The following is a 23,061-nucleotide window of genomic DNA, read 5'->3' as shown; positions in this document are numbered from 1 at the left end:
CACCGTCACCTTGCCCGCAGTCGCGCTCGGGGTTGCCTCGCCGGCACCCGACAGCACGCGGATGTCAGTGGAAATGCCTTTGAGGTAGAGATCTGCGTCGGCACTAAGAAGCACTGGCGCTGTGATCCGTTGCCCAATAAGGGCCGGGTTCGCGATAACCATGCGGCGCAGGTCGTCCGCGGCACCGGACGAAAGTACGTCTTGAAGTGCGCGGCGCTCGGTCCGGCTCTGCATCTGCGGGAACAGGGCGTAAAGCCCTTCGCGCACGATCTTGTCGAAGTCGCCGGCCGCAATCTTTTGCGGGTCGACGAGATCGCTCGACACCATGACGCTGAGCGCTAGCTCCGACTGGGTGAAGGCCGGCATGGCCTTTATGAAGATGTCGGTTAGGAGCGCGAGCAGAAACACTGCGGCAAACAAGATTGCCGCCAGCCCATAAAGCCGGAAGCGCCGCTCGCTTCGGTAGCGCCGTGCAACGCGTGCGCGCGCAGCATCAGATGTGACATCGAGGCGACGCTGCATAGGAGCCGAGCCTGAGACAGTGGTATCAGTCATATTGCTCTCGATATCTCTCGACGATGCGCAGCGCGATCACATTGAGCGTGAGAGTGAAGAAGAACAGGACGAACCCGAGGGCGAATGCCGACAGTGTCTTGACGCTGTCGAACTCCTGGTCGCCGACGAGAAGCGTTTTGATTTGCACGGTGATCGTGGTCACCGCTTCGAGCGGGTTGAACGTCAGGTTGCCGGCAAGACCCGCAGCCATCACCACGATCATGGTTTCGCCCACGGCGCGGCTAATGGCCAGCATCATCGCCGAGACAATGCCCGATAGCGCGGCTGGCAGGACGACCTGCCTGATCGTCTCCGACCGCGTAGCGCCCATGGCGTAGGAGCCATCGCGCAAGGACTGCGGCACGGCATTGATCACGTCATCGGAAAGTGAAGAAACGAAGGGAATGATCATCACGCCCATGACGAGACCGGCGGCCAGCGCGGACTCGGAAGCTACGCTGAGGCCTACCGCGGCGCCCAGATCGCGGATAAGCGGGGCCACAGTGAGCGCCGCGAAGAAGCCGAACACGACAGTCGGCACACCGGCGAGGATCTCAAGGATCGGTTTGGCTGTTGCCCGGAAGCGCGGAGATGCGTACTCGGCCATGTAGATCGCGGCAAACAGACCGATCGGTCCCGCCACAAGCATGGCGATTACGGTAATCAGCATCGTTCCGACAAACAGCGGAAGAAATCCGAAGGCGCCAGATTGACCAACCTGGTCTGCGCGCATGGCGATCTGCGGTGACCACTGCGTCCCGAAGAGAAAGTCGTACCAGGGATACTTACTGAAAAAACGCAACGTCTCGAATAGCACCGAAAATACGATGCCGAGCGTGGTTAGGACCGCCACTACAGAGCACGCTATCAGCACCCATACCACGACCCGTTCGACGACATTGCGCGCACGGAACTGCGGTCGCTGTTGCGACGTCGCCCACCAGAAACCGATAGCCCCGACGGCAAGTCCGCCAGCGAGCAGTGCCCATCCGCTAGCGGACGACAACCACTGCATGGTCTCAGCCGCGTGTCGGATCTCGGGACTTGCCTGCTCGGTCAGGCCGCCGCCGGTCACCGCGTTTTGCAGCTCGCGGGCCACGGTCGCACGCGATAGATCGTCGGTCGGCTGCATGGCGGCGGGCAACTCGGCCAATCCCCGCGCCTCGATAAATTTGGGCGCTGCAATCGACCAAATGATGAAGAGGAGCAGCATCGGCAGCGCTGCCGAGATGGCAACGAACCAGCCGTGATACGACGGCAAGGAGTGGGGCAACACACCGCTGCTATAGAAGCTCGAGCCGCGCATGCGACCGAACAAGTACCCCACGACCGCTATGGCCACGAGTGAAAGAAGATAAATCGCGCTCATACGCGTCCCGCCGACGTCGAAGAATAGCGAGGACTGAGCGGCACCGGCGCGGCATCATTGCCGCGCCGGCTCAGTCCTATCGTGGCAACCTAGCTGCTCGGACCCGACATCGAAGCGAGATCAGCGCCCGTCTTGGCCGTTTTGGCGGCCTCATCAGACGGAAGCGGGATCAGGCCCTTCTTCGACAGATAGCCTTCCTCGCCCATGGCCTTCTCGGAGATGTACTCGGCGACGAACTCCTTGATGCCGGGGATCACGCCGACGTGCGCCTTCTTCACGTAGACGAACAGCGGACGCGACACGGGATACTTGCCACCCGCGATGTTGTCGAAGTTCGCTTCGATGCCACCGATAGTGGCGCCCTTGATCTTCGCCGTGTTCTCCTCAAGGAAGGAGTACCCGAACACGCCGACGGCCTTCGGATTGGCCTCGAGCTTCTGGACGATGAGGTTGTCGTTCTCGCCGGCGTCGATCCAGGCGCCGTCCTCACGAACTGATTTCCAGATCTTCTCAAAGTTCTTGGTCTTGTTCTTCTTGTCGTCTTCCTTGATGGCCTTGAGGGCATCGCTCTTCTCGGCGCCCTTCTCCATCACCAGCTCGAGGAAGGCGTCGCGCGTGCCGGAGGTCGGCGGGGGACCGAGGACCTCGATCTTCTCGTCGGGGAGCGAAGCGTCAACGTCCTTCCAGGTCTTGTTCGGGTTGGCGATGAGCTTGCCGTCCGGACCAGCGATTTCTTTGGCGAGGGCGCGGAAGACCTGGTCCTGCGTCAGGTTGAGGGCCGGACCGTCCTTGGCGTTCGCGATAACGATGCCGTCGAAGCCGACCTTAAGCTCGACGATGTCTTTGACGCCGTTCTTCTGGCAGTCCTCGTACTCGCTCTTCTTGATGGCGCGAGAGGCGTTGGCCATGTCGGGGTGGTCAGGGCCGACGCCGGCGCAGAACAGCTTCAGGCCGCCGCCGGTACCGGTCGACTCGACGACCGGGGTCTTGCCGGTGCCGGACTTGCCGAACTGCTCAGCAACCGCCGTAGTGAAAGGATAAACCGTCGAAGAACCGACGACGCGGATCTGGTCGCGGGCAACGGCCGTGCCGGCGAACGCAAACGTGCCAACGACGGCCGCCGCCGCCGTGCAGGCGATAAGCTTTTTGCTCACACTGATCTCCTAATGCTGGATTACGGGGTTGTGCAGTCGAAACCACACTCGCGGACCTCCCCCCGCTTCGGCGCCCTTGCGCCGTGGCCGTTTGATAGACCAGCCTAGCAATACTTTCGTGACAGGTTAATTGCTTGGAACTTATGTATGAATTTCAAGATTTCTGTTTTTTGCCCTAACCCCGGTCGGCACGTGCGCCCCAGCGCGCGTTACACGCCCCGCGGGCCATCGCGTTGCATCCGCACGCGGAGTTTTTTGCCGCCTTAGGAGGAGCCGAGCTCCTCAAAGCTCGCCGTGAAGCTCGAGCCCGCCCCGAGCCGCGAGGCGATGCGCAGCTCGCCTCGGTGGCGGTTGAGGATGTGCTTGACGATGGCGAGGCCGAGCCCGGTGCCGCCCTTCTCGCGGCTCGAGGCGGCGTTCACCCGGTAGAAGCGCTCGGTGAGGCGCGGCAGATGCTCGGGCGAAATGCCGGGTCCCTCGTCGGTGACGCTCACCCACACCTTGGCCACAGCCGAGCCGCGCGGCGCATCACGCCCGACGCGCACTTCGATCGTGCCACCCTCGCGTCCGTATTTGATGGCGTTCTGGATGAGGTTCTGCAGCACCTGCACCACCTCCTCGCGATCGCCGCGAATGCGCGCCGGCGCCTCCTGCCGCATGACGGTGACCTTGGCCTTGGCCGCCTCGGCCACCGGCTCCAGCGACTGGCAAACGTAGGAGGCCGTCTCGTTCAGCTCGACGATGCCGCGCGGCGGCAAGTGCACGCGCATCTCCACACGGCTGAGCGACAGGAGATCGTCGATGAGCCGCGTCATCCGCTCGGCTTGCAACGCCATCAATTTCAGAAAGCGCGTACGGGCGTTGGCGTCCTCGCGCGCCGGACCCTGCAGCGTCTCGACGAAGGCGCGCAGGGAAGCGAGCGGCGTACGCAGCTCGTGGCTGGCGTTGGCGATGAAGTCCGCGCGCATCTGCCCGAGCCGGTCCTGCTCGGTCAAATCGCGAAAGGTAACGAGTACTTGCGGCGCATATGGCCGTCCCGGCCGTGCCAGCCGCGATACCGTCGCCGCCACGCGCCGCTCCACCGGCACCCGCTCGACGAGCTCGACGTCGATGCGCTCCTCGTCGGAAGCCAGCGCCCGATCGACGGCGACGAGCAGATCCGGGCTGCGCGACACCTGGCTCATCGGCAGGCCGTCGCGGATCTTCGGAAACATCTCGGCGGCGAGCCGGTTGTGGTGCAGCAGCGTGCCCGCGGCATCGAGAGCGAGCGCTGCCGTCGGAATGGCATCGACGACCGCATGCCAGGTCGTGCGCTCCGACTCGCCCTGACGCACGCCCACCGCGGGCGGTGCGTTGCCGGCAATGGCGCCGAGGATACCGCTCGAATCCAACGGCCAGATCGATGCCGCGAAGAGTAGCGCCAGGACCGAGGCCAGCGCCGCCCAACCGCTCAACGAGCCGACCACCACGAGCGCAAGCAGAATTCCGACCGCCGCGCCCACCGGCATCCACCGCGCAGCAAGCCGCCGGCGACCCGCGGTCAACGCCCCGCGGCTCCACGCCTCGGCCTCGGCGCGGCGCTCCGCCCAGCGCACGTTGCTCAACGCCGTGACCAGGGACATTTTCTCTTCCGGCTCGGGATCGTTCGTAGAGAGCATGAAAGCTACTTAGTCGGGATCATAACGCCTTTCAAACATGACAGGCGCACGTCATCGGATTCACCTTACAATGCGGGTTGAGGCAGAAACGGGACGTCGACCATGAGCTCCAAGAACGGTAAGAGCGGTAAGGACAAAGCCGGAAAGCCCTATGCGTTCGACATCGGCAACCCCGAGCTGCCGGAGGAAATCGCCGAGCACGCGCTCACTTCGGGCGGCTACCCTTACGACGAGGAGCTGAAAAAGAAGGTCTACAGCGAGCAGCTGGCCGACCTGCAACTCGAGCTTCTGAAGCTGCAGGCGCACATCGAGGACAAGGCGATCCGCTTCCTCGCCCTGTTCGAGGGGCGTGATGCGTCGGGCAAGGGGAGCTGCATCAGCCGCTTCCTGGAACGGCTCAATCCGCGACACGCGCGCTCCGTCGCCCTGTCGAAGCCCAACGAGGTCGAGCGCGGCGAGTGGTACTTCCAGCGCTACGTCCGCCACTTCCCAACTGCCGGCGACATGGTCCTCTTCGATCGCTCCTGGTACAACCGGGCCGGTGTCGAGCGGGTCATGGGCTTCTGCACGCCGGCGCAGACGGAGGCGTTTCTGCGCGACGTGCCCGACTTCGAGGCGCTGCTCGTGCGCGACGGCTTCGCCTTCTTCAAGTTCTATCTCGTGATCGGCCGCGACATGCAGCTCATGCGCTTCCATGAGCGCCGGCACGATCCCTTCAAGCGCTGGAAGATCACCGACGTCGACCTCGCCGCCATCGACAAGTGGAGCGACTACACGCGCGCGCAGGATGACATCTTCAAGCGCACGAGCTCCAAGCTCGCGCCGTGGATCATCGTGCGCGCCAACGACCAGCGCCGCGCCCGCCTCGAAACCATTCGCTGGGTTCTGTTCCACTCGGACTATGCCGGCAAGGACGCGCGCGCGGTCGGCGAGCCCGACGCCAACATCGTCGGCACCGGCCCCACCTACTTCAAAGCGGACTGAGACCCGCGCTCAGGCGACGCGCCGGTAGTCCCCCTGGATGATCGGACCGGAGCCGGCGCCGGGCGCGGCCATCTGATAACCCTGCTTCTCCAGGTGCCGCTGCAGGAGCCGCATGTTCTTCATGTTGGCCTTGAAGACGACGTCGAAGGCGTCGCCGACAAGCGGCACCGCGCCGACGACCGTATCGATGAGCGTATTGCCGACCATCCTCCAGAGCGTCAACTTGGAGACGCCGAGCTGCTTCGCCTCCCAGATGAGGTAGGCGGCGACCGCGTGGGCGACGATGTCGCCCACCACCGGCACCAGGCCGATGACACTATCGACGCCGAGCCGCAGCCGTGTCCCCGGAATGGCGAACAGCGAATCCATCGTCCGCGCCACCATGTTGAGACGCGCCAGCGCCGCCTCCACCTTGCGCCGTTCGAGCTTCTCGACGCGCTCGAAGGTGCCAGGGGCGCCGGGGTTCACGTAGGCCATCTAAATCCATGCTCCAAATTGGAAACTGCGCGGTCGCCTGCCCAACCGGCGGCCCGCCGCCGCGGTTCCATATAGGTACGCATGTACCCACAGTGTTAGGCCTGTTTCGTGGCGGAGAGCAGGGTGCTAGGTTGACCCCTTGGGGTCAGGGCGCCGATCGAGGGGATTTCCCGTGCTGCGTATTCTTCTGTCCGTCGGCAACATCGTTTTCTCGCTCATTCTCGGCGCGTTGCTGATGGCATTCGTCGCCATCTACTCTCCCGAAACCCTGTCGACGATGCTCGACTGGGCACGCAGCTTCAAAGCGGTGATCACCGGCACGGGGCTCGACGCCAAGTACAACATTTGGCTGCAACTCCTTCTCGAGGAACGTCAGCTTCTACTGATGTTCTTCACGATCATCGCCCGCATCATCCTGGCGGTTCTCGCCTATCCGATCGTGCTCTTGCGCGAGAAAACCTGAGGCGTCCGGCACTTAGCCTGTTGCGACAGCAAGGTTTACTGCGCCTTAGCGGCAGCCGGAGTATCTTAAGAAGGCGCGCGCTGCGTGCCGCAAGGTTTCAGCAACATTTGCCGTTCGGAGCAGGCCTCGCATGGGCCTCTTTTCGTCACCGCCGAAACCCAAGCGCTCATCGTTGAAGCGCCTGGCCATCGTGGCGCCCATCTACGCGCTGGCGGGTACCGTCGCCGGCATCGTCGGGCTGATGATCTACTACTCCGTCATCTATCCCGATCCGCTGACGCTCCGCCGCAAGGACAACGCCCCTCTGGTGCGTATCCTCGCCCGCGATGGAACCATCATCAGCGAGCGTGGTGGGGGTGACGACTACGTGCCGCTCGATCTGCTGCCGCACTACGTCACCGACGCTGTCATCGCCACCGAGGACCAGCGCTTCTACGACCACCACGGCGTCGACCCCTGGGGCATGGTGCGTGCGGCGTTCATCAACCTCCGCGAAGGCCGCACCGTGCAGGGCGGCTCGACGCTCACCCAGCAGCTCGCCAAGAACCTCTACCTCAGCCACGACCGCACGCTGTCGCGCAAGCTCGAGGAGTTCACGCTCGCGCTGTGGCTTGAGTCGCGGCTGTCGAAGGCCGACATCCTCGAGCTGTACCTCAACCGCGTGTATCTCGGCTCCGGCGCCTACGGCATCGACGCCGCATCGCGCCGCTATTTCAGCAAGCCGGCGCGCAGTCTGACGCTCGCCGAGGCGGCGATGATCGCCGGTCTCCTCAAGGCGCCATCGAAATTCTCGCCGCTGTCCAACCCCGGCCTCGCCCGCTCGCGCGCCAAGCTCGTGCTGTCGCAGATGCAGGAAGCCGGCTTCATCACCGAGGACCAGGAACGGCAGGCATCGGACGAGGTCTCGCGCTCGTTCGAGCGGTCCCAGAACGCCAAGCCGGCCGGCGCCGACTATGCCGTCGACTTCGTCATGGATCAGTTGGCGCCCGTCTACGTGATGGCGGTCGCCGGCGGCGCCGAAGGTCTGATCGTCGAGACGACGCTCGACCGCCACATGCAGGCCAATGCCTCGGCCATCGTCGAGCAATTCGTCGACCAGCGCGGCCCGACGCTGCAGGCGGGCGAGGCTGCGGCCGTGGTGCTCGATCGCGACGGCGCGCTGCTCGCCATGGTCGGCGGGCGCTCGTATGCCGAGACCCAGTTCAACCGCGCCGCCAAGGCGATGCGCCAGCCCGGCTCCGCCTTCAAGCCGTTCGTATATCTCGCTGCGCTCGAAGCCGGCTACACACCCGACAGCGTCGTCGAGGATCTGCCGCTCAGCGTCGGCGGCTGGGCGCCGCGCAACGACAACGGCGAATATCTCGGGCCGATGCCGCTGCGCACGGCGCTGGCCAAATCCGTGAACACGGTTGCGGCACGGTTGACGGTGCAGGTCGGGCCGGCGCGCGTCGCACACGTTGCAAAGCGGCTCGGCATCCGTTCCCCGCTCGCCAAGGACGCGACGTTGTCGCTCGGCACCTCCGAGGTCTCGCTGCTCGAGCTGACGGGCGCCTATAACGTCATCGCCAACGGCGGCCGCGCCGTTGAGCCTTACGCCGTGCGCCGCGTGCGCACCTTCGCGGGCGATGTGCTGTTCGCCCGCCAGGCTCCGGTCGCCGCACAAGTTCTCGCGCCGGAGAAGGTCGTCGCCATCAACGACATGCTGAGCACGGCGCTCAACGAAGGTACCGGCCGGCGCGCCGCCATTCCCATGCACGCCGCCGCCGGCAAGACCGGAACCTCCCAGGGTTTCCGCGACGCCTGGTTCATCGGCTACACCGGGTACCTGACGACCGGCGTTTGGGCGGGCAACGACGACGGCAGCGGCATGAACCGTGTGGTCGGCGGCAGCTTGCCGGCCGAGATCTGGCGCGAGATCATGATTGGCGCCCACGCCGGCAAGCCGCCGGTGCCGCTCGCCGGTGGCGAGCCGAGCCGCGTGGCGGAACCGCTGCGCGGTTATCCCGCCGAGCCTATCGCTGACGATTTCATCGCCCGCGCGCTGTTGGAACAGCAGCAACCGCCGAGCGAAACCGGCTCTGTGGAGCAATTGTTGGCGCGGTAGCCGCCGTCAGTCGGCGTGCTCGGTCGGCCCGTAGCGATGCAGGTCGAGGCCGTACAGCTGCAGCCAGCGCTTGTCCTCTTTCATCGTCGGCAGCAGCCGCTCGACGTGCGCCCAGAAGCGCGGACCGTGGTTCATCTCGGCGAGATGCGCGACCTCGTGCGCCGCGACGTAATCCAAGATGCGCGCTGGCGCGAGGATGAGCCGCCAGGAGAACGACAGCACGCCCGTCGTCGAGCACGAACCCCAGCGCGTCGCCTGATCGCGAATGGCGATGCGCTTGGCTTTCATGCCGAGCGCGCGTGTGTGGACGAGCACGCGCGCATCGAGATCGCGGCGCGCCTCCTCGGCGAGCCAGTCGCGCAAGCGGCGCGGTGCATGCTCGACGCGACCCGACACGCGCAACTCCGGCAGACCAGATGGATTAGCCTGCGCGCGCACAACGCCGCCGGTCCCGCGCTTGCCGGTGAACACGATGTTGTGGAACTCGCCGCGCAGCGGCAGCAGCGCGCCATTCGTGAACGGCACAGGCTGCGGAATGGAGCTGAGGCGCTCGCGCACCCACTCGAGATTGCGATTGAGGAAGGAGCCGGCTTCGCCGAGATCGCATTGGACGGGAAGCGTTACGATGACCGCACGTCGCGTGCGGCTGACACGCAGCGTTAGACGGCGCGCGCCTGGGTGTCGTCTAACTTCAACCGGGCAATCGAGTTCTTCGATGCGCGGTCGCTTCAATGCAGGCCCCCGAACTTTTTTCCGCACCGACTTCCCCCTCGTGTAGCAACACGGCGTTGGTCGGAACATCCTGGTGCAGCCAATGCGCAACACACATTGGTCGACAGGCATCTTCTGACCTAATCGAAATTCGAGCGCCCCGCCAGACACAAAGCTCCATTGAGCGGTCGATGAGGCAACACTGTGGCCATCCCGCCGCGTAATGGAACTATGGCTAAAGAAGCTTGTTCAACTTCTCCGACATCGCATCGACGCTCGTCGTCGGATTGAAGTGCGCGACGTACGTCCCGTCCGGACCCATCAAATAAATGATCGATGTGTGGTTCATGCCGTACTCGGCTGGCACGCTTTCGTTCGGCGTCTTCTCGTAGAAGACTCGATAGGCCTTGGCGACGGCGGCGATCTCTTCCGGCGTTCCAGTAAGCCCGACGATGCGATCGTTGAAGTTCTTCGCGTAGGCGCCGACCTTCTGCGGCGTGTCGCGCGCCGGATCGACGCTGATGAAGATGGGCGTGACCTTGTCGGCCTTCGCGCCGATCTTGTCGAGCGCCGCGGAAATCAGCTGCAGGCCCGCAGGACAAATGTCCGGGCAGCCGGTGAAGCCGAAGAAGACGAGCATGTAGCGTCCGCGATAGTCGGCGTCTGTTACCGTCTTGCCGCTCGCATCGGTAAGCGTGAACGGTCCGCCGATGAGTGCCTTGCCGCTCGTCTGCGTCTGCGATTGTGGAAAGAACTTATTGCGGGCCTCGGGGAACACGGCGACGGCCGCCACCGCGCCGAGCAAGACTCCCAACACGACACTGACGATGATCTTTGTATGCATGCTGCCGTCTTCCTCCGCCCCGGCCAATTAAGCCGTCAGCGCCGCGAGCGCAACTCACCGCACCATGCGTTAGCGTCGCGTTGCTTCCATCGCGCCGATATAGGCCAGCCAGCGCGGCCAAACGACGTCCACCCTAGCGCGCCGGGCGGCGATGGCGTCGGTCCGGCGACCCAATCGGGCGCAAGATAGCACCGCGCGGAAACCGCGATCTCATATAGTTGATGCGCCATGCGGGCCTGTTCGCATATGCACGGCTAGCGCGGCACTCCAGTCTCGTGCCGGCATGCTATGCTCCCCTTGGCCGCTATTTAGGGATTTTGCGCGTTGCTGCAGACGTTCCGCTCGCTCACCTTCACCAAGAAGAAAAAGACCCAGCGCATCCTCGCCGATCCGGTCAACAGCCGCCTGCGTCTGCACACGATCATTCGCTTGCGCTGGATTGCGGTACTGGGCCAGCTCGCCGCGATTTCGATTGTGTCGCTCGTCCTCGGCTTCTACGTGCCGATCGGCGCCTGCCTCACCGTGATCGCGCTCTCGGCGTGGCTCAATGTGTTCCTGGCCGTCTCCTATCCGTCGCGGCACCGCCTCAGCATCCCTTACGCCAGCGGGCTACTCGTCTACGACATCCTGCAGCTCTCGGCGCTTCTCTTCCTCACCGGCGGCATGGACAATCCCTTCGCCATGCTGATGGTGGCGCCGGTCACGGTCTCGGCCGCGACCCTACCCTTGCGCAACACCATCGCGCTCGGCCTCGTCGCGCTGGCCGCGGCGGCATTTCTCGTCCGCTTCCACGAGCCGCTGCCGTGGATTCCCGGCATCGAGCTGGAGCTTCCAATCGCCTACAAGCTCGGCGCATTCGCGGCCTTGTGCGTCTCGACGACGTTCATCGGCCTCTACGCCTGGCGGCTGACGAAGGAGTCGCGGCAGATGTCGGCCGCGCTCACCGCCACCGACATCGTGCTGGCGCGCGAGCAGAAGCTGCACGCCCTCGACGGGCTCGCCGCCGCTGCCGCGCACGAGCTTGGTACGCCGCTCTCCACAATCGTCCTGGTGACCAAGGAGCTCGAGCTCACGATCAAGCCCGACAACCCGTTGTACGAGGACATCGCGCTCCTGAAGACGCAGGCCCTGCGCTGCCGCGAGATCCTGCAGAAGCTGACGCGTCATCCTGGCGAAGAAGACCCGATGCACGCGCGCGTCAGTGTCCGCGCCATGCTGGAGGAAGCGGCAGAGCCCTATTTTTCCGACAAGATCGCCATCAACATCGCCGCTGCACCGGCAGCTGAGTCCACGTCGCCGGGACGGCGGCAGGCCGAGGTCGAACGGCGTCCCGGTGTCATCTACGGGATCGGCAACATCATCGAGAACGCCTCTGAGTTCGCCAAATCGCGCGTCGACGTCACGGCCCATTGGAATGCCAGCGGGCTCACGGTGACCATCGCCGACGACGGGCCGGGGTTCCCCGCCGAGGTCATGGACAATATCGGCGAGCCCTATGTGACGACGCGGCCGGCGGAAACGTCGGACGGCGTGCTGGATGAGGATTCGACCGGGCTGGGGCTAGGGTTCTTCATCGCCAAGACGCTGCTGGAGCGATCCGGCGCGACCGTCGGCCTCGCCAATCGCACCGGCGGCCAGAGCGGAGCGATCGTGACCGTCAGCTGGCCCCGCGCAGTTATTCTCAGTCAGTAACCAAGCGGCCTGAGATTCAGGCCCCGCAGCGCTCAAAAACGGCGTTTCAACTAATTCCGCGTTGACAAAAAGGCTAACTTGAGGCTGACAGACCTGCGACAAGGTGCGACCTTACACGCCTGAGCCAGGTTTGAGGTCGCCGTGGGTCGGCCTGCGATCGCCAAGACGACCCTCAAATAGCAATTCTCGTTTTGCGTAGGAGGCGTCCGTGGAGGCGAAAAACGCTGCTGCCGAGTCCGGAGCGGCCGGAGGAACAATGAACCAACCAGAAGATCTTTCCTTCCGACAGGATGAGCTTCCCGAGGATCGATCGCTGATCATCGTCGACGACGACCGCGCGTTCGCGCAGCGCCTCGTGCGCGCGATGGAGCTGCGCGGCTTCGAGGTGCGCGGCGCGCACTCGATCGCCGAGGGCATCGATCTCATCCGCGAGCGCGCGCCTGCTTTCGCCGTCGTCGATATGCGTCTTGAGGACGGCAACGGCCTCGAGGTCATCGCCGAGCTTGCCCGCGCGCGTCCCGACGCCCGCGCCATCGTGCTGACCGGCTACGGCAACATCGCCACCGCGGTGACCGCCGTGAAGCTCGGCGCCGTCGACTATTTGGCGAAGCCCGCCGACGCCGACGACGTCACCGACGCGCTGCTCGCTCCTTCCGACGACAAGGCGCCGCCGCCGGAGAATCCGATGTCGGCCGACCGCGTTCGCTGGGAGCACATTCAGCGCGTGTACGAGCTGTGCAACCGCAACGTGTCGGAGACGGCGCGTCGCCTCAACATGCACCGCCGGACCCTGCAACGCATCCTCGCCAAGCGCGCGCCGAAGTAATTCGGCGCCGCACCCTTCACGAGTTCTCCAGGCTTGGGTCCACCAGCCCCTGCAGGGTGAATGCCGCCGCGCGCGCGAAGCGCAGCGTCATCGCCTTGCGCCGCGCCGCCGCGAGCCGCGTCTCCGGCGCCTGGCGAACGATCTCCGCTCCATAGCGGTCGGCGAGGATCAGCCCGGTGTCTCCCGGCAGCACGGCTTGCGGAAAGTCCGGGGCCACCGCGAAGAACAGCGCATCGGAAAACTCTCGGTATTCCGGCCACTTGGCGTCGACGCGCAAGTCCTCCAGACACGACTTCACCTCGACGATCCAGATGTCGCCCGATGGCGACAATCCCACCACGTCGGCGCGCCGGCCGTTGGGCAGCGGCAGCTCGTTGATGACTGCGAATGAGAGCGCCCGCAGCAGCCGCCCTACCCCGCGGCACACCTCGCGCGTGACCGCGTCGCGGCACGGCGCTTCTGCCACATCGCCGCCCGTTTCCCCGGGTTTATGCGTAACTGCCGTCATTTAACCACCATGCACGGGTGCATTCGGCTGGCGACGATCGAGGGGGTGGAACGCTCGGCGCGTCTTGCGCTCGTACCGCTGCCAATCGAGCTGGCCGTGGCGTGCTCGAATCTTCTAGGTGTCGCGGGCAACTCATCGAGGGACGAGCGCCGACCCCATGTTCTTCAAACGCTCCAAGGTAGACAAGAGCAAGGCGGCTGCCGAAGCGCCCGAAGCGGCGCCGGCCGCACAATCCGCCGAGCCCGGGGAAGCGCCCGTCGCTGCCACACCGGCCGAACCCATCGAGCCGGCGTTGCCGCTCGGCGCGCACACGAATTCCTCCGGGCTAACTGATCCGGCGAGCCTCGGCTTCAAGACCACCGCCGACTTGCAACCCGCCGCGGGGCCCATCGGCCAGGAGAAGGCGATGGAAGCCATCGCATTTGCGGCCGGCATGAAGGGCTCGGGTTATCATATGCTGGTCGTCGGGCCGACGGGCTCCGGCCGACGCACGGCGACGCGCACCAAGCTGCAAGAGGCCGCGTCCAAGGCCGATCGGCCAGCCGATTGGGTCTACGTCAGCTCCTTCGATCCAACTGGCGGCTTTCGCGCTCTGAAACTGCCCCCAGGGGCGGCCAAGCCGTTCGCGGAGAAGATGGCGCTCGCTATCGATCACCTTGCCGAGGCACTTCCCGCCGCATTCGCCGCCGATGACTACGACCTGAAGCGGCGCACCATCGAGGAAGAGTTCCGCTTCAGCCGCGAGGACGCGCTCGAGGCCCTGCGCCGCGAGGCCGAGTCGCAGAACATAGCGCTGCTGCGCACGCCTGCCGGCATCGCCGTGGCACCCGTTCTGGAAGGCAAGGTGGTCAAGACCGATGTCTTCAACTCGGTCCCCGAGGCGCTACGCCGCGAGGTGGAAACGAAGATCGCAGCGCTCGAGGCCGAGATCGAGGCGATCCTCGCCGAGCGGCCCGAAGCCGAGAAGGACCGCCGCGCCCGCCTCGCTGCGCTCAACGAGCAGATCGCCGGCCGCCACGTGCGTGCGGCTCTCGACGATATCAAATCGGAATTTGCCGATGTTGCCGGTGTCGAAAGCTACCTCAAGGCGGCGGCGCGCGACCTCGTGCGCAACGCCGGGCTGTTCGTCGCCGAGCCCGGAGCCCACGTCGGCAAGCCTTCGCGCGCGGCGGCAGCGCACCCGCGCTTTGGCCGCTATGCCGTCCACGTGATGGCGACGACCTCGGCCGGGTCGGGCGCCCCGATCGTGCAGGACGCCAACCCCACCTATGCCAATCTATTTGGACGCGTCGAGCTCGCGCCCGGCGGAGATGGACCGAGCCAGGTGGTGCGCATCAAGCCCGGCTCGCTGCATCGCGCCAACGGCGGCTATCTCTTGATCGACTGCGATGCGCTGCTCGACAGTCCTTCGACGGCGGAGGCGCTGCGGCGCGCGCTCGATGCCGAGGAGATCCGCTTCGATCCACCGACGAGCCCCATCGGCGCCGTGGGCGATGAGGTGCCGGACCTAGAGTCGATCCCGCTCAATGTGCGATTGGTTGTTTTCGCCAACGCAGAGATGCAACGCCGTCTCACCAGCAACGCCGCGCTGCGCCGCATGTTCAAGGTCGAAGCGGTGTTCGAGCACGCGGTGGAGCGTACGAAAGAGACGGTCGAGATGTTGGCACGTATCGTTGCCGGCATCATCGACAAGCAGGGCCTGCGGCCGGTGGATGCTGCGGGCGTTGCGCTGCTGATCGATGAGGCGGCGCACCGTGCCGGCGGTAAAGGCAAGCTGTCCGTGCTCATCGGCGATCTTATCGACGTCTGCCGCGGGGCAGACCATTGGGCGGCAAACGAGAGCCGCGACGCTATCTCCGCCCTCGACGTCGAACGAGCGCTGCGCCAGCGGCGCTCGTCGGAGCCTAGTGGAAAGTTGGCGGAGGCATCATGATCGCGCACGTCGCCGCCGCCGGAGAACGCAGTGGCCGCGTCGTGCTGTGGCTCGGCGGCTCGGCCGGCGCCAGCCGTATCGCCATCGACGCGGCCATGTCGATCGCCCAGGCCTTCCAGGCCGCGGTCGAGAGTCTCTACATCGAGGACAAGCAACTTTTCGACCTTGCCGAGTTCCCCTTCGCCCGCGCCATCGGATCTTCGGGCGGCAGCTGGCAGCCACTGCCGCAAGCGACGCTCGAGCGCGAGATGCGCTTTGCCGCCGCCGCCCTGCATCGGCAGGTGGCAGAGGCCGGCGCAGCCGTTTCCGTGCCCTGCCACGCGCGCGTCGTCCGCGACGAGCCGCTGCGTGGTCTGGCACGCGCCTGCGCCGAGAACGGCCCGTGGAACGTCATTGTCGTCGGCGAGCCGCTGGCGCCGAGCGACGAAGCCCGCCTGTCCGAGCTGTTCGAGCGGGTGCGCGACACGACCGGCGCCGTGATCGTCGGCCCGCTGGCGCGGCGCACCCAAGGCCCGGTGGTGGCCGTGGTGGAGGAATTCGAGCGCCTCGGACCGATGCTGAAAGCGGCACAGCGGCTGACGACGGTCACCGGCGGCGACGTGAAGCTGACCCTGGTCGGCGACCGCCGCGACGAGCTTGCCTGGATGGAGGGCGAGGCGCGGCTGCTCTGTGCCGACGGCGACGACGGCGAGATCGCCGAGTTCGAGACGGTGCTGGCCGCCAACGACGACCCGGCGCCGCTCGCCGCGGTCCTGCAGCGGCACAAGCCGGGCTTTGCCCTCGCGCAGTACGGCGGCCGGCTGATCGCGCCCGGCGCCAGCCTGCGGCCGCTTACCCAAGTGCTCGAGTGCCCGCTCTTCCTCGTCCGCTAGGTGCGAGCGCGGGCGACGGCTAGACGTCGAGATTGGCGACGGTGAGCGCGTTGTCCTGGATGAACTCGCGCCGCGGCTCCACCACGTCGCCCATCAGCTTGGAAAAGATCTCGTCCGCTTCCGACACCTCGCCCACCTTCACCTGCAGCAGGGTGCGGACATCCGGGTTGAGGGTGGTCTCCCACAGCTGATCGGGGTTCATCTCGCCGAGGCCTTTGTAGCGCTGCAGCGAAATGCCCTTCTTGCCCGCCTCATAGATCGCATCGAGCAGCGTGCGCGGGCCATAGACCGGGATCGTCTCGGCTTTGCGGCGCAGTTTCGCCGGGCTCGAGTAGACCTCGGCCAGATACTTGTGCCGCTCGTTCAGCCGGCGCGCATCGAGCGAGCCGAGCAGCGCCAGGTCGAGCGTGTGTGCCTCGGTAACGCCGCGGACCTCGCGCTTGAAATGGAAGCCGTCGTTGCCGTAGCGCCCGTGCCAGCCGAGTTCCGTCTCCTCGGAGATCGAGTCGAGCCGCTTGGCGATGACTTCGGCGATGGCGTTGGCTTGCGCCGCCGACTGCACCAATGTGGTGTCGAAGGCTCCGGCAATCGCCGCCTGTTCGACGACGCTGTGCGAATAGCGCGAATGCAATCCGTCGATCAGCGCGACGACGCGGCGCGCCTGATCGGCGATCGAGCGTAAATCCTTGCCGGCCCGCTCCTCGCCCGCGCCGGTGACCAGCACGGTGTCCTCGAGGCCCGAATTGACGAGGAAGTCCTCCAGCGCCGGCTGATCCTTGAGGTAGGTCTCCGACTTGCCGCGCGCCACCTTGTAGAGCGGCGGCTGGGCGATAAAGACGTGGCCCTTTTCCACCAGTTCCACCATCTGCCGGTAGAAGAACGTCAGCAGCAGCGTGCGGATGTGAGCGCCGTCGACGTCGGCGTCCGTCATGATGATGATCTTGTGGTAGCGCAGTTTCGACACGTCGAAGTCGTCACGTATGCCGGTGCCGAGCGCGGCGATGATGTTGGTCACCTGCTCCGACGACAGCATCTTGTCGATGCGCGCCCGCTCGACGTTGAGGATCTTACCGCGGATCGGGAGCACCGCCTGGAACTCGCGCTTGCGGCCCTGCTTGGCGGAGCCACCTGCCGAGTCGCCCTCGACGATGAACAGCTCGGTGTTGGCCGCGTCGCGGTCCTGGCATTCGGCGAGGCCGCCGGGCAGCCGCAGGCCGTCGAGGGCGCTCTTGCGCCGCGTCAGCTCGCGCGCCTTGCGCGCCGCCTCGCGGGCGAGCGCCGCCTCGACGATCTTGCCGACGATCGTCTTGGCTTCCTTGGGGTGCTCCTCGAACCACGCCATCAGCTGGTCGCCGATGATGCTCTCGACGACCGGCTTCACCTCCGACGAGACCAGCTTGTCCTTCGTCTGGCTGGAGAACTTCGGGTCGGGCACCTTGACGGACAGCACGCAGGTGAGACCCTCGCGCGCGTCCTCGCCGGAGAGGTCGACCTTCTCCTTCTTGGCGATGCCGCTTTCGCCCGCGTACTTGTTGATGATGCGCGTCAGCGCCGCGCGGAAGCCGGCGAGATGGGTGCCGCCGTCGCGCTGCGGGATGTTGTTGGTGAACAGCAGCACGTTCTCGTGGTAGCTGTCGTTCCACCACAGCGCCGCCTCGACGATGACCTTGTCGCGCTCGCCCGTCAGCATGATGGGCTCGGCGATCAGCGACTGCTTCGAGCGATCGAGGTAGCGGACGAACGCGGCGGTGCCGCCGTCGTACTGCATTTCCTCGCGTCTCACGTCGGCGTGGCGCGCGTCCGTCAGCACGATCTTGGCGCCGGAGTTGAGGAACGCGAGCTCGCGCAGGCGGTGCTCGAGCGTGGCGAAATCGAACTCGGTCTTGGTGAAGGTGTTGGGGCTTGGCAGGAACGACACTTCCGTGCCGCGCTCACCCTTGCCGTCGCCGACGGCCTTCAGCGGCGCCACCGGAACGCCGTCGTGGAACTCGATGAAGTGCTCTTTGCCTTCGCGCCAGATGCGCGCCCGCAGCCACGTGGACAGCGCGTTGACGACGGACACGCCGACGCCGTGCAGGCCGCCCGAGACCTTGTAGGAGTTCTGGTCGAACTTGCCGCCGGCGTGCAGCTCGGTGAACACGATCTCCGCCGCCGAGCGCTTGGGGTCATTGTCGTCGTCGGACTTGATGCCGGTCGGTATGCCGCGCCCGTCGTCGCGCACGGTGCACGAGCCGTCGGGGTTGAGCGTTACGGTGCACGCCTTCGCATGTCCGGCGAGGACCTCGTCGACGGCGTTGTCGACGACCTCGTAGATCATGTGGTGCAAGCCCGACCCGTCGTCCGTGTCGCCGATATACATGCCCGGGCGCTTGCGAACGGCGTCGAGGCCCTTCAGCATCTTGATCTGGTCGGCGCCGTACTCTTCGGCGCCCGTGGTTTTCTTCGCGGGCGAAGCGCTCATTTTCCGGATTGTCCTAGGGGTCGTTCTGCGTCGCTTTTATGTATACCACAAAAGCCCGCGAAAAGCACCTTTTGGGCCGTGCGAGCCTGAACAAAAATATGAATAATTTCCGTTAGTTAGAAGGTGCTGCGGCACCGTGCGCAGGCACAATCGGCAAAGCGCTCAGAAGGCCGTCCTCCACCCGCCAGAATCGAGCCTTTCCGGCGAGCCAGGAGAAGGCCTCCGCGTCGGTCCCGGTCATCCACGCTTGCGCGCCCAGACGCAGGATTTCAGCGAACAGCGCCGCTCGCCGCTCGGCGTCGAGATGCGCCGTCACCTCGTCGAGGAGGAGGATGGGCGCCGCCTCCCGCCGTCGCGTCACCAGCTCGGCGTGGGCGAGCACCAAGCCGATGAGCAGCGCCTTCTGCTCGCCGGTGGAACACAGCCGCGCCGGCATGGCCTTCGGCGCGTGCGCCACGAGCAGATCAGTGCGATGCGGCCCGTCGAGCGTCCGCCCGGCGGCGCGGTCGCGTTCGCGGCCGGCACGCAAGCGCTCGATGTAGGTGTCCTCGACGTCCACGGCCGGAAGTCGTTCGAGATCGGCCTCGAGGCCACCTTCCAGCGCCAGACCAGCGGGCGGGAACGGCGAATGCGGATCGCGCGCCGTACGCTCGGCCATGATTGCAGCGAGCGCGGCGACCGCCTCGGCCCGCGCCGCGGCGATGGCGACGCCGGTCTCCGCCATGAGCAATTCGAGACCCTCGAAGCGCGACGCATCGCGTACGCCGTCGGCGAGCAGGCGGTTGCGCTGCTGCATGGCGCGCTCGAAGCGGGAGGCGACGCTGCGATAGCCGGGGTCGAAGCACAGGATCAGCCGATCGAGGAAGCGGCGGCGTTCGGAACCCGGGCCGGAGAACAGCCCGTCCATCGCCGGCGTCACCCAGACGACCTCTATGTAGTCGGCGAGCGAACCCGCCCCCGCCGTCTCGCCGTTGATGCGGACGATTCTTCCCGCGCGCTCGCTCTCCGCATTCTCGGCGAGGAGCCCGGTGCCGATGTCGATCGGCCCCGTGTGCGTATGCGTATGCGCGGCGACCGCCCAGCCGCCGTCGCCGGTCGCGCGGGCGAGATCGGGATAAGCGGCGCGGCGCATGCCTTGCCCCGGCGACAGCAACGACACGGCTTCCAAGAGGTTGGTCTTGCCAGCGCCGTTGGGGCCGATCAGCACCTGCGGCTCGGGCCCTGCCTCGAGCGCCACGTGCGTGTAGTTGCGGAAGTTGGACAGCGTGAGCCGCTCGACCCAGAGCATGGGTTAGTTCGCGCCTTCGATAGCGATGCAGCGGGCGGCCAACGCCACGGCTAGACGCGCATCGGCATCAGTACGTAGAGCGCCGTCGCGTCGCCCGGATCGTTGACCATAGTCGGCGAGCCCGGATCGGCGAGCTTGAACGTCGCCCGCTCGCCCTCGAGCTGCCCGGCGATGTCGAGCAGGTAGCGAGCGTTGAAGCCGATCTCAAGGGGCGATGACGAGTACTCGACACCGATCTCCTCGGTGGCGCTGCCGCCCTCGGGGTTGTTGACCGACAGCACCAGCTTGTCCGGCTTGATGTTGAGCTTCACCGCCCGGCCGCGCTCCGACGCGATCGTCGACACGCGGTCGACGGCGCTCATGAACTCGGCATTGGAGACGGTCAGCTCCTTGTCGTTGCCCTGCGGGATGACGCGGCCGTAGTCGGGGAACGTGCCGTCGATCAGCTTCGACGTCAGCGTCACGCTGCCGATCTCGAAGCGCACCTTGGCGGGGCTCACCGCCACCTTCACCGCCGCCGAGCTGCCCTCGATCAGGCGGTTCAGCTCGTGCACGGTCTTGCGCGGGATGATGACGCCCGGCATGCCTTCCGCGCCCTTCGGCAGCGGCAGCTCCACCTGCGCCAGACGATGCCCATCGGTCGCCACGGCGCGCAGCGTCGCTTTGTTGTTCGACTGCGCGGTGTGCAGATAGATCCCGTTGAGGTAGTAGCGCGTCTCTTCCGTCGAGATGGCGAAGCGCGTCTTGTCGATCAGCCGCTTCAAGTCCTGCGCGGTGAGCTCGAACTCCTGGCCCATCTCGCCGATGCCGATGTCGGGAAAGTCCTCGGCGGGAAGCGTCTGCAGCGCGAAGCGCGCATGCCCCGCGGCGAGCGTCAGCCGCTCCTTCTCCGCGTCGCGGCGAATGTCGACCTGGCTGCCGTCGGGCAGCTTGCGGACGATGTCGTGCAACATGTGCGCTGGCACGGTCACGGCGCCGGGCTGCTGCACGTCGGCCGCAACGCCCTCTATCACCTCGCGCTCCAGGTCGGTCGCCTTGAACTCGAGCGTCGACTCGCGCACCCGCAACAGTACGTTGGAAAGTATGGGAATGGTGGTGCGCCGTTCGACGACGCTGGTCACGTGGCCGAGCGCCCGCAACAGTTCACCACGTTCGATCACTAGCCGCATGGAAGCATCCTCGGCACGTTCATTTTGGCCAATTGCCTGAACCGCGTTGCCTGGAGCCGACCTCGGCCGAGGTCGCAAGACAGGCCTTGTTGAGAGGGGGGAAGCTCGGCGGGACCAGAGACTGGCGGTCTTTTAAAGGATTCGCCCCCGGTCAACATGACCCGATGCGGCGGTTATTTTCAAGAGCCGGCGGGTATCCCGCAGGGTTTGCCGGGCCCGGCTGCCTTGGCTGGGCCCAGCTACGGTAAAGGAGCGGCGCCGTGCGACGCCGCCCCTCCCCGCTAGAACCCGTCGCACTCGCCCCAAGCGCGGCGGGCCGTTTGTGACGGGCGACCTTCAATGGCTGAGCAGGCGCTTCAGTTCCTCCAGCTCTTCCTTCAGACGGGGGTTGCCCGCCAATTCGCCCTCAATCTTGCGGATTGCGTGCAACACCGTCGTGTGGTCGCGGTTGCCGAAGCGGCGGCCGATCTCGGGCAGCGAACGGGCAGTCAGCTGCTTGGCGAGGTACATGCCGACCTGGCGCGGCCAGACGACCGAGCGATGGCGGCGCTGCGAGAGCAGGTCGCCCTTCGACACGCCGAAGTGGCGCGAGATGATGCGCAGGATGTCCTCGATCTTGATGCGACGGGGCTCCAGCCCCTGCACCAGATCGCGGATCACAGTCTCGGCAACGTCGGGAGTGATCGCCGTGCGCATGTACTGCCACGTGGCGTAGAGGCGGGTGATCGCCCCTTCCAGCTCGCGACCGCTCTCCGTGAGCCGCTCGGCAAGCAGCGCCAGGATATCGCGGCTAAGCGTGAAGGACGGGTCGCTCGCCCGCTTCTCGGCCAATCGCTTCTCGAGCACCTTCAAGCGCAGCTCGTGGTCGAGCGTGCCGATCTCGGTGACGAGGCCACGCTGCAGCCGCGAGCGCATGCGCTCGTTGAGACGCTCGATGTGGTTGGGAGCACGTGCCGAAGCCACCACGACCTGCCGCCCGCCGTCGAGCAGCGAGTTGATGATGTGGTCGAACTCCTGCTCGGTACGCTCCCCGTGCATGAACTCGAGGTCGTCGATCAGCAGCACGTTGATGCCGCGGAACTTCTCTTTGAACGCCAGCGGATCTTGGCTGCGCAGTGCTTCGACGAACTGGTAGCGGAAACGCTCGGCCGTCAGGTAGAGCACCTGCGCGTTCGGCGAGCGGCGCTTCACCTCCCAGGCGATGGCATGCAGCAAGTGCGTCTTGCCGAGACCGACCGGCGAGTGGATGTAGAGCGGGTTGAAGCCCGGTGCCTCGCCCAGAGCCGTCTCCGCAACTTGCGTCGCACCGGCATGCGCCATGCGGTTCGAAGAGCCGACAACGAAGCTCTCGAACGTATAGCGCGGATCGAGCGGCGAGCCTTCGAAGCCGCCGACGCTGGTGCGCCCAGCCGCCGGAACGGCCGCGATGAACATCGGACCGCGCTGGCCGGCATCAGACTGCGCGCTACCGTTGCGAGCAGCATTGGTAGTGTCAGCAGCAGCCGCAGCCTCGGCCTCCATGCGCGCACCGGCATTGTTGCCGGGCTGGCGCAGAACGACCTCGACCTTCTCGGCGCCCTTGAACTCGGCCTGGCAGCAGGCGAGCAGATCTTCCGAGTAGTGCGACTGGATCCAGGTGCGCAGGAACTTCACCGGCACCGAGAACTTGACCGTGCTGGACTCGAAGCTCTCGAAGTCGAGCGCGTTGAACCAGCTGGTGAAGATGTCGTCGCCGAGCCGCGCGCGCAGCATGGCCCGCACCTTGTGGCCGCGCTGTTCGTCGGGATTGGTGGTGGTGAGCGCCGGTGAGGGACCGGCAGTGGGTGTGGTTGCCGTGCGATCTTCAAGACCGTTGGTGGCTGCGCCCGCAAAGCCGCCTGCAACGGAACGTTCCGCCTTTTGAATCGTCTGCATGTGTGAAACCCCCGCACTTATTGAACTTGTTTGACTTGCACCTCAAAGTCACCCGGACAAAGTTCCACCGTCGCCTTCC

At 65.7% G+C, this 23,061-nt stretch carries 18 protein-coding genes and 1 pseudogene; 7 read left to right on the top strand and 12 right to left on the bottom strand.

Annotation, left to right across the window (positions count from 1 at the left end; translation table 11 throughout):
- Positions 1-84: 84 nt before the first annotated feature.
- From GIW81_RS19100 to GIW81_RS12505, 4 genes and pseudogenes are all read right to left on the bottom strand, one after another.
- A pseudogene (locus tag GIW81_RS19100) lies at positions 85-522 on the bottom strand (DUF3333 domain-containing protein); the annotation flags it as partial.
- Positions 523-547: 25 nt separating this feature from the next.
- Positions 548-1,924 (bottom strand): phosphate ABC transporter permease subunit PstC, encoded by a 1,377-nt coding sequence (gene pstC / locus GIW81_RS12515; RefSeq protein WP_154739724.1) that lies wholly within the window; start codon positions 1,922-1,924, stop codon positions 548-550.
- An 89-nt stretch (positions 1,925-2,013) separates the two neighbouring features.
- The gene (locus GIW81_RS12510) at positions 2,014-3,078 is read right to left on the bottom strand and encodes a PstS family phosphate ABC transporter substrate-binding protein (protein WP_324615026.1); all 1,065 of its coding nucleotides are present in this window, start codon (positions 3,076-3,078) and stop codon (positions 2,014-2,016) included.
- Between the two features lie 263 nt (positions 3,079-3,341).
- Positions 3,342-4,700 (bottom strand): ATP-binding protein, encoded by a 1,359-nt coding sequence (locus tag GIW81_RS12505; RefSeq protein WP_229309285.1) that lies wholly within the window; start codon positions 4,698-4,700, stop codon positions 3,342-3,344.
- 138 nt (positions 4,701-4,838) lie between these two features.
- Here GIW81_RS12505 and ppk2 point away from each other — a divergent pair, with 138 nt between their 5' ends.
- Positions 4,839-5,720, top strand: a complete 882-nt coding sequence (gene ppk2 / locus GIW81_RS12500) for a polyphosphate kinase 2 (RefSeq protein WP_154739723.1) — start codon at positions 4,839-4,841, stop codon at positions 5,718-5,720.
- Positions 5,721-5,729: 9 nt separating this feature from the next.
- On the opposite strand, the gene GIW81_RS12495 is transcribed toward ppk2, so the two are convergent.
- Positions 5,730-6,197: a DUF4112 domain-containing protein gene (locus GIW81_RS12495; RefSeq protein WP_154739722.1), complete on the bottom strand. Its 468-nt coding sequence runs from the start codon at positions 6,195-6,197 to the stop codon at positions 5,730-5,732.
- A gap of 172 nt (positions 6,198-6,369) precedes the next feature.
- Between GIW81_RS12495 and GIW81_RS12490 the strand changes: the two genes are divergently transcribed.
- Both GIW81_RS12490 and GIW81_RS12485 read left to right on the top strand, forming a co-directional pair.
- The gene (locus tag GIW81_RS12490) at positions 6,370-6,660 is read left to right on the top strand and encodes a hypothetical protein (protein WP_154739721.1); all 291 of its coding nucleotides are present in this window, start codon (positions 6,370-6,372) and stop codon (positions 6,658-6,660) included.
- Between the two features lie 130 nt (positions 6,661-6,790).
- Positions 6,791-8,764, top strand: a complete 1,974-nt coding sequence (locus GIW81_RS12485; protein WP_154739720.1) for a transglycosylase domain-containing protein — start codon at positions 6,791-6,793, stop codon at positions 8,762-8,764.
- A 6-nt stretch (positions 8,765-8,770) separates the two neighbouring features.
- Here the strand turns inward: GIW81_RS12485 and GIW81_RS12480 are convergent, their stop codons facing one another.
- A complete protein-coding gene (locus tag GIW81_RS12480; RefSeq protein WP_229309283.1) occupies positions 8,771-9,496 on the bottom strand; it encodes a M48 family metallopeptidase in 726 nt (241 codons plus the stop codon).
- Positions 9,497-9,710: 214 nt separating this feature from the next.
- Positions 9,711-10,319, bottom strand: coding sequence for an SCO family protein (locus tag GIW81_RS12475; RefSeq protein ID WP_154739718.1), 609 nt, complete (start codon positions 10,317-10,319; stop codon positions 9,711-9,713).
- A gap of 324 nt (positions 10,320-10,643) precedes the next feature.
- Here GIW81_RS12475 and GIW81_RS12470 point away from each other — a divergent pair, with 324 nt between their 5' ends.
- Together GIW81_RS12470 and GIW81_RS12465 are read left to right on the top strand one after the other, a co-directional pair.
- The gene (locus GIW81_RS12470; protein ID WP_229309282.1) at positions 10,644-12,011 is read left to right on the top strand and encodes an ActS/PrrB/RegB family redox-sensitive histidine kinase; all 1,368 of its coding nucleotides are present in this window, start codon (positions 10,644-10,646) and stop codon (positions 12,009-12,011) included.
- Positions 12,012-12,267: 256 nt separating this feature from the next.
- Positions 12,268-12,837 carry an ActR/PrrA/RegA family redox response regulator transcription factor gene (locus GIW81_RS12465; RefSeq protein ID WP_154739717.1) on the top strand — a complete coding sequence of 190 codons (570 nt, stop codon included), beginning with the start codon at positions 12,268-12,270 and terminating at the stop codon, positions 12,835-12,837.
- 16 nt (positions 12,838-12,853) lie between these two features.
- Here GIW81_RS12465 and GIW81_RS12460 read toward each other — a convergent pair whose 3' ends face one another.
- Positions 12,854-13,345 (bottom strand): MmcB family DNA repair protein, encoded by a 492-nt coding sequence (locus tag GIW81_RS12460; RefSeq protein WP_154739716.1) that lies wholly within the window; start codon positions 13,343-13,345, stop codon positions 12,854-12,856.
- A gap of 157 nt (positions 13,346-13,502) precedes the next feature.
- On the opposite strand from GIW81_RS12460, the gene GIW81_RS12455 reads away from it, so the two are divergent.
- Complete coding sequence (locus GIW81_RS12455) at positions 13,503-15,278, top strand: AAA family ATPase (RefSeq protein WP_154739715.1); 1,776 nt, start codon at positions 13,503-13,505, stop codon at positions 15,276-15,278.
- Positions 15,275-16,150: a hypothetical protein gene (locus GIW81_RS12450; RefSeq protein WP_154739714.1), complete on the top strand. Its 876-nt coding sequence runs from the start codon at positions 15,275-15,277 to the stop codon at positions 16,148-16,150. Before GIW81_RS12455 ends, GIW81_RS12450 begins: the two co-directional genes overlap by 4 nt.
- A 19-nt stretch (positions 16,151-16,169) precedes the next feature.
- Here GIW81_RS12450 and gyrB read toward each other — a convergent pair whose 3' ends face one another.
- From gyrB to dnaA, 4 genes are all read right to left on the bottom strand, one after another.
- On the bottom strand, positions 16,170-18,611 hold the full coding sequence (gyrB, locus tag GIW81_RS12445) for a DNA topoisomerase (ATP-hydrolyzing) subunit B (protein WP_154739713.1): 2,442 nt from the start codon (positions 18,609-18,611) through the stop codon (positions 16,170-16,172).
- A 112-nt stretch (positions 18,612-18,723) separates the two neighbouring features.
- Complete coding sequence (recF, locus tag GIW81_RS12440; protein WP_154739712.1) at positions 18,724-19,899, bottom strand: DNA replication/repair protein RecF; 1,176 nt, start codon at positions 19,897-19,899, stop codon at positions 18,724-18,726.
- Between the two features lie 50 nt (positions 19,900-19,949).
- A complete protein-coding gene (gene dnaN, locus GIW81_RS12435; RefSeq protein WP_154739711.1) occupies positions 19,950-21,068 on the bottom strand; it encodes a DNA polymerase III subunit beta in 1,119 nt (372 codons plus the stop codon).
- 336 nt (positions 21,069-21,404) lie between these two features.
- Positions 21,405-22,820, bottom strand: a complete 1,416-nt coding sequence (dnaA, locus tag GIW81_RS12430; protein WP_229309402.1) for a chromosomal replication initiator protein DnaA — start codon at positions 22,818-22,820, stop codon at positions 21,405-21,407.
- Between the last annotated feature and the right edge of the window lie 241 nt (positions 22,821-23,061).

This window comes from Hyphomicrobium album, from assembly GCF_009708035.1.
In the GTDB taxonomy this organism is placed as follows: domain Bacteria; phylum Pseudomonadota; class Alphaproteobacteria; order Rhizobiales; family Hyphomicrobiaceae; genus Hyphomicrobium_A; species Hyphomicrobium_A album.
Note: the sequence above shows the minus strand (reverse complement) of the source record. Positions and strands in the feature narration are given on the sequence as shown.

Bases quoted from the DNA above. Each gene is read 5' to 3' on its own strand.
- pstC (WP_154739724.1), bottom strand. From the start codon at position 1,924: ATGAGCGCGATTTATCTTCTTTCACTCGTGGCCATAGCGGTCGTGGGG.
- GIW81_RS12505 (WP_229309285.1), bottom strand. From the start codon at position 4,700: ATGTCCCTGGTCACGGCGTTGAGCAACGTGCGCTGGGCGGAGCGCCGC.
- ppk2 (WP_154739723.1), top strand. From the start codon at position 4,839: ATGAGCTCCAAGAACGGTAAGAGCGGTAAGGACAAAGCCGGAAAGCCC.
- GIW81_RS12495 (WP_154739722.1), bottom strand. From the start codon at position 6,197: ATGGCCTACGTGAACCCCGGCGCCCCTGGCACCTTCGAGCGCGTCGAG.
- GIW81_RS12485 (WP_154739720.1), top strand. From the start codon at position 6,791: ATGGGCCTCTTTTCGTCACCGCCGAAACCCAAGCGCTCATCGTTGAAG.
- GIW81_RS12475 (WP_154739718.1), bottom strand. From the start codon at position 10,319: ATGCATACAAAGATCATCGTCAGTGTCGTGTTGGGAGTCTTGCTCGGC.
- GIW81_RS12465 (WP_154739717.1), top strand. From the start codon at position 12,268: ATGAACCAACCAGAAGATCTTTCCTTCCGACAGGATGAGCTTCCCGAG.
- GIW81_RS12460 (WP_154739716.1), bottom strand. From the start codon at position 13,345: ATGACGGCAGTTACGCATAAACCCGGGGAAACGGGCGGCGATGTGGCA.
- GIW81_RS12455 (WP_154739715.1), top strand. From the start codon at position 13,503: ATGTTCTTCAAACGCTCCAAGGTAGACAAGAGCAAGGCGGCTGCCGAA.
- GIW81_RS12450 (WP_154739714.1), top strand. From the start codon at position 15,275: ATGATCGCGCACGTCGCCGCCGCCGGAGAACGCAGTGGCCGCGTCGTG.
- gyrB (WP_154739713.1), bottom strand. From the start codon at position 18,611: ATGAGCGCTTCGCCCGCGAAGAAAACCACGGGCGCCGAAGAGTACGGC.
- recF (WP_154739712.1), bottom strand. From the start codon at position 19,899: ATGCTCTGGGTCGAGCGGCTCACGCTGTCCAACTTCCGCAACTACACG.
- dnaN (WP_154739711.1), bottom strand. From the start codon at position 21,068: ATGCGGCTAGTGATCGAACGTGGTGAACTGTTGCGGGCGCTCGGCCAC.
- dnaA (WP_229309402.1), bottom strand. From the start codon at position 22,820: ATGCTGCGCGCGCGGCTCGGCGACGACATCTTCACCAGCTGGTTCAAC.